Raw genomic sequence first — 4690 nt, 5'->3', positions numbered from 1 at the left:
GTACTAAGAAAACTGGCTACTCGGCCTTGATATTTGCATCTTTGATGATCTTTCCCCACCGCCCGAGGTCAGCTTTGATCACGTCAGCCATATGCTCGGGACTACTCGGGTGAACTTCAATACCCTGCTTTGCAAAAATCGCTCGCACGTCCGGCATTTCCAAGACTTTCTTGATGGCAGCGCTGGACTTTTCAATGATTTCTTTTGGGGTATTCGCAGGCATGACAATGCCGGACCAAATATCCACGGCATACCCTGGTACCGTTTCCCCTACTGACGGAACATTTGGAAGGGAGGCGTAGCGTCCCTCACCTGTGCCACCAAGCAGTGTCAACTTTCCGCTCTCAACGTAAGGAAGCAATGAATTTGCCTGACTGATGAACACTGGCGATAGACCGGAAAGTACGTCAAGCAGAGCGGTTTGAGCACCCTTGTAGGGGACGTGCACCATGTCGACGCCGGCCATTTTCTTCAAAAGCTCGACGGAAAGGTTTTGAGGAGAACCCATACCGCCTGAGGCATACGAAAGCTTTCCAGGGTTGGCCTTAGCGTAAGTCAACAACTCTTGGACACTTTTCAGATGCAAAGACGGATGCACCACGAGCAAATTCTGAACCGAAATCGCGAGGCCAACAGGGGCGAAGCTTTTCATCGGATCATAGGATTGACGTTGAAGCAATGGAGCGAAAATCAAAACGCTGTTGGGCGCTAGCAACCAGGTGTACCCATCCGCGGGAGCGCGAGCAACTGCCGCCGCTCCAATTGCACCGCCGGCTCCTGCAGTGTTTTCGACAATTATCGGTTGTCCCCAAACGTCTTGAAGCTTCTGGCCTATTGTTCGTGCGAGCAGATCCGGACTTCCACCGGGTGGAAATGGAACCACAATCTTGATGGGCTTGGTCGGAAAATCCACGGCCGCCGGCGAGGCAGCAATCGCGCCCGCCGCGAAGCACGCGGCAACAAACCCCAAAATCTTGCTGGCAATCATTTGGCCGCACCTCCTCTGTCCGACTCGGAGCTTCGAAGCACCTCTGGGTTGTGAACAGAAATTGGAGTTCCCTTGACGTACTCGAGAATTTGCCGAAACGCATTGCCATATGCCGTCTCATGATTGTCTTTCTCCACGTACCCTAGGTGGGGAGTGCAGATCACATTTGGCAAGGTGAGCAGCGGATGGTTCTTATCATGAAGAGGCTCTTGATCGAAAACGTCCACCGCGGCGAGGCCCGGCCGTCCTTGCTGCAGAGCGCTCTCCAAGGCGCCTTTTTCAATCAACTCCGACCTACTTGTATTGACCAGCAATGCAGAAGGCTTCATTTGTCGGAGGTCCTCTAGCTTGACAATGCCGCGAGTTTGCTGATTGAGTCGAACCGCCAATACGAGGACGTCAGCGGTTTGAAAAAACTGGTTTCGACTATCTGCAACCGCAAGCCCCGCCTCTCTAGCTGCAGAAAGACTCCCTTCACGCCCCCACACCAAGACATTCATTTCAAACGCTTGCGCGTATTTCGCCAATACCTTGCCGATTCGGCCGAATCCATAAATTCCCAGTGTTCGACCGCGAAGCCCTACCCCCAGAGTCGATTGCCAATCTCCGCGCTTCAGCGCAGCGATTTCCTGCGGTATTTTTCGCAAAGCGGCAATGATTAGGCCCCATGTCAGTTCCGCAGCGGCATACGAGGGCTTGCTCGTGAGCGTAGAAGAAACCAGAACACCCTTTTTCGTACAGGCGTCAATGTCAATATGCGGAACGTGCCCATTCTGGCTGATCAACTTTAAATTGGGCAGTCTGGACAGCAGTTCTTCGGTAATTGGCGTTCGCTCGCGCAGCAGAACTAACGCCTCAGCATCGGAGATCTTGGCAGCCAGCGCTTCTGGGTCCGCTATATGACTAGTAAGAATATTGACGTCATGAACAGCGATCAGTTGGAAGACGTCTAGCGACTTCACCGCATCTGCGTAGTCGTCGAGAATTGCAATCTTCATTTGCTCCACCTTCAAGCGTTGGATGGAAGATCAGCGACGGCTACGCCATTATCGATTAGCTTGCACTTCCGCTCTTCCGCAGCGTGCTTCTTGATGGCTAGCTCTAGGATCTCCGCGGCCCGGGCCAACGGAATGAAGCACACGCCTGTTTCATCGGCGAGCACGATGTCGCCTGGCGACACCCTCGTACCGTCAATCTGGACGTCGCCATTGATTTCGACGGTCTCGATCCGCCACTTGCCGGTGACCGGCGTAACTTCGGTCGCCCACACCGGATAGTCGACGCGCATCGAATGGGCCTTATCGCGGATTCCGCCGCTGACGATGGCACCCGCTTCGCCCTGACGCTTGCCGGTCTGTGCGGAGATCCCGCCCATATTCGAAACGCCCGCAACGCCTTCTATGACCAACACGTCGCCAACGCTGGCCAGGTTGTGGGCTTCGAACTCAGCCATCCGATTGATTTTGGCCTTGCCTGCTTCATACGGATGCTCCCTGAGGGGAATGTTCCTGACCGTAAGGGCAGGACCCACCAGACGAGCACCCCGAATTGTTGGAGCGAACTTCGATGCTGCGTGCACCCCGGTGATGCCCAACTCGTCCATGATGTCCGAGACGATGCTGCTGGCTTCGCCGAGCGCCTGGAACCCCTCGATCAACCCTGGCGCGGGCCTGGGCACCTGCATCATGCGAATGCGCTCGGGCGCAATTTTTCCTGTCAGCTTTCGCTCGCTCATCGGTTTGCCTCCATGGCCCAAGGGCCGAGTTGAGCCCCAAAGGACGCCCACGCGTCCTTTGTGACGTGATTGGTAGTAGTTGCTACCATTGATTGACGCGGAGTTTAGAATGAAGTCGCAGTAAGTGCAACTACCAATCATCAAGAAAAGTTTGGAAGTGTCTACGTGCGCCCCTGTTAACGTCTCGCCATGGCAAAGTCCCCACCTACAACCCGTTCGAACGCTTCAGGAACAGACGCGCTGAAGCCTGTCCTACAAGACCTCGGATTCACCGATCACGAGGCGCGCGCGTACATCGCCCTTGCCGACTCTCCCGAACCTGCAACGGCTTATGAGATCGCTCAGCGGTCTGGTCTTCCGAAAGCCAACGCCTACAGTGTGCTGGCTTCGCTGGCCACGAAGGGGGCTATACAGGAAGTGACGCGCGAGCCAACGCGTTACACGCCCATCAATCCTGAAGAGTTCTTCCAGCGGCAAGCCAAGCAGACCGCCGACCTCTGTGGACAGGCCTCTCGCATGTTGAAGGAACGCACAGCAGCCGAGGAGCCGATGTATGTTTGGGCCTACCGCGGTCAGAAACAGGTCGCGGCGAAGCTGGTTGACTTGATCGAGACGTCTGCGCTGCGCATATGGCTGAAAGGTCCTTTGGACATCCTGCTGGAGTACAAGGGTGAGCTCATTGCCGCAGCCGATCGAGGCGTCAAAGTAACCCTCATCGTGTTCGGAGATGACATTTCACCTCTCGAGGGTCACAAGAACTTCACGGTTTTTCTCCACGAAGGTCGGGGGACCAACCGCGGCGCGAGCAACGTGGTGCTCACCGTCACGGCCGACAGTCAGTCGTTCATGATCGCGTCGTTCACAAATGATCTGCATGCATCCTATGGCCGCAATCCCTCCATCGTCTACGTCGTTGAGACGATGATCCTGCATGAGATCTATCTTGCAGAGATGTACGCCAAGATCGGGCCGACTCTCGACGACCTCTTCGATGCGCACTTTGGGAAACTGCGCTCCAAGTACCGTCCTCCGGACATGGGCTCCAACATGCTCATAAATCCCGGCGCACCAGCAGGATTGGAACCCGCCGCCGGCCAAACGCGGACACGCCCAGTGAGGGCCAATGCCGCGCCTGCAACGGCGACACGAAAAGGGACTCGCTGACCCGCACAGACGACACGATCCGCATTCCAACTCGATTGCTCGCGCCTCTTCAGGGGCAAGTTTAGTGTTGTACATGATCCGGGAGTGGGCGCGACCAAGCGCGTTGGGCGGTCGACGCGCGGAGCTCGGTGTGGTGTCGTTATTGAAGCCGTGCTGTGTGCGGGAATGCTAATCCGAACTTTGAGCGCCGAATGAGCGCAACCCCTTGATCCTGCTGAGTTTTGTTCAGCAAGGCGGTGGGGTTTACCGGGTACAGGTGGGGTTGGCGCCGAGCAGCTTGAAGGCCTTTTCCTGCAGCGGCGTGGGCTTCGTGGTGATGACGATCTTGGCGCTCGGGTTCAGGCCCGTGTGGGTGACGTTGTAGGCGAGCGTGGCCAAGTCCTGAAGCAGCGTGCGCAGGCTGTGCACGGGCGTGCTCGAGCTTGAGTCGGCGTGAGCGGCGACGCGAGACTGCCGAGCGCTACCAGCGCAGTCATGGCGGTCGCCTCAAGCATGCCGCGCGCACTGCGTGCTGGCGGCAACGGCAACGTTCGCTGCGTCAGGACAGCGCGGGCGCGGGCGACGCCATCGATAAAGAGTGACGCACCAGGGTTGCCCGGACGCGGAGGCCGATGCTTCACTGCTTGCATGCGAGCCACCCAGCGACCACCCAGTGCCTGCGAGTCCACCGTCCTCACCGAATAGCCATCGGCCCACGACGCTGCCGCGCGGGTGAGCGCCGGCACGGTCCCATTCGCTGCACTCGGATGCCGGCGTTGCGGTCATGAGTTGCGGCCCCATGTGCGTCTGAGCTACCTGCGCAC

5 protein-coding genes are annotated in these 4690 nt (G+C 57.3%); 1 reads left to right on the top strand and 4 read right to left on the bottom strand.

The features are described 5' to 3' along the window. Positions 1-16: 16 nt before the first annotated feature. Genes AC1DY5_RS42640 through AC1DY5_RS42630 form a run of 3 tightly spaced genes read right to left on the bottom strand, consistent with a single transcriptional unit; the run spans position 17 to position 2723 of the window. The gene (locus AC1DY5_RS42640; RefSeq protein ID WP_478120461.1) at positions 17-988 is read right to left on the bottom strand and encodes a Bug family tripartite tricarboxylate transporter substrate binding protein; all 972 of its coding nucleotides are present in this window, start codon (positions 986-988) and stop codon (positions 17-19) included. Beyond that, complete coding sequence (locus AC1DY5_RS42635; protein ID WP_478120460.1) at positions 985-1986, bottom strand: D-2-hydroxyacid dehydrogenase family protein; 1002 nt, start codon at positions 1984-1986, stop codon at positions 985-987. The genes AC1DY5_RS42640 and AC1DY5_RS42635 overlap by 4 nt, the downstream gene beginning before the upstream one ends. Before the next feature lie 11 nt (positions 1987-1997). Further along, the gene (locus AC1DY5_RS42630) at positions 1998-2723 is read right to left on the bottom strand and encodes an RraA family protein (protein WP_478120459.1); all 726 of its coding nucleotides are present in this window, start codon (positions 2721-2723) and stop codon (positions 1998-2000) included. Between the two features lie 189 nt (positions 2724-2912). Between AC1DY5_RS42630 and AC1DY5_RS42625 the strand changes: the two genes are divergently transcribed. Continuing rightward, on the top strand, positions 2913-3887 hold the full coding sequence (locus AC1DY5_RS42625) for a TrmB family transcriptional regulator (protein ID WP_478120458.1): 975 nt from the start codon (positions 2913-2915) through the stop codon (positions 3885-3887). Between the two features lie 243 nt (positions 3888-4130). On the opposite strand, the gene AC1DY5_RS42620 is transcribed toward AC1DY5_RS42625, so the two are convergent. Next, complete coding sequence (locus AC1DY5_RS42620; protein WP_478120457.1) at positions 4131-4295, bottom strand: hypothetical protein; 165 nt, start codon at positions 4293-4295, stop codon at positions 4131-4133. Positions 4296-4690 lie beyond the last annotated feature (395 nt).

The sequence above is a fragment of the Variovorax sp. P4_D9 genome (assembly GCF_056401695.1).
The sequence above is the reverse complement of the archived record's forward strand: the minus strand, read 5'-3'. Positions and strand labels throughout refer to the sequence as shown.